1 protein-coding gene is annotated in these 1,107 nt (G+C 71.4%); it reads right to left on the bottom strand.

All coding sequences use genetic code 11. The features are described from left to right. The coding region (gene pyrF / locus NH287_RS15105) for an orotidine-5'-phosphate decarboxylase (protein ID WP_253036263.1) at window positions 1-1,107 on the bottom strand (1,107 nt) is incomplete at both ends.

Here is a 1,107-nt window from a genome sequence, read left to right on the forward strand (position 1 = left end):
GAAGACGCCGGCGTCGTTCTTCTCGGCCTCCTCCAGGAACGGCGCGAGCGACCCGAACCCGAGGAACGGGCTCACGGTCACCGCGTCGGCCGCCATCGGGCTGTCCTCGTCGAGGTAGGCCTCGGCGTAGGCGGAGGCGGTCGAGCCGATGTCGCCGCGCTTGACGTCGAGCACGGTGAGCGTGCCGGTGTGGCGCAGGTCCTGCAGCGTGCGCTCCAGGATCGCGACGCCGCGCGACCCGAACCGCTCGAAGAACGCCGACTGCGGCTTCACGAACGCGACCTGGCCGGCGAACGCCTCGTGGATCTCGTAGTAGTCGAAGTCCTGCAGCGTCAGGCCGTTGCGGGCGAGCATGCGCGGGACGGCGTAGGCCGGGGCCATGAGCAGGCCCTCGGCGCCGCTGACGTAGTCGACGGCGGCGGTCTCGTAGTCGACGAAGTAGGCGCGCTTGGTCCAGCCGCGACGCTCCGCCTCCTCCTCCGAGGCGAGCAGCGCCACCGAGGCGCCGTCGGACAGCGGGGTGGAGTTGCCGGCCGTCATGGTCGCCTCGTCGCCGAGCTGCTTGCCGAAGACCGGCCGCAGCTTCGCCAGCTTCTCGACCGTGGAGTCGGGACGCAGGTGGTTGTCCTTCGTGACGCCGTGGAACGGGGTGACGAGGTCGTCCTGCCAGCCCTCGTCCCAGGACTTCGCGAGGTTCTGGTGCGACAGCGCGGCAAGCTCGTCCTGCGCCTCCCGCGTGATGCCCCAGGCGTGGGTGGTGCGGGCCTGGTGGTCACCCATCGACAGGCCCGTGCGCGGCTCGGCGTTGCGCGGCTGGTCGGGTGCGAGGTAGGCCGGGCGCACCTTGGCGAGGGCGGCGAGCCGGCCCTTGGTGTCCTTGGCGTTGTTGGCCTCGATGAGGATCTTGCGGAGCTTGTCGCCGATGGCCAGCGGGGCGTCCGACGTGGTGTCGGTGCCGCCGGCGATGCCGGACTCGATCTTGCCGAGCTGGATCTTGGCCGCGACCTGGAAGGCGGCCTGCAGACCCGTGCCACAGGCCTGCTGGATGTCCTCGGCGGGCGTCTCGGGCGACAGCGCGGAGCCGAGCACGACCTCGCGGGCGAGGTT

Origin of the sequence: Microbacterium sp. CnD16-F, from assembly GCF_024124465.1 — a bacterium.
In the GTDB taxonomy this organism is placed as follows: Bacteria; Actinomycetota; Actinomycetes; order Actinomycetales; family Microbacteriaceae; genus Microbacterium; species Microbacterium gawkjiense.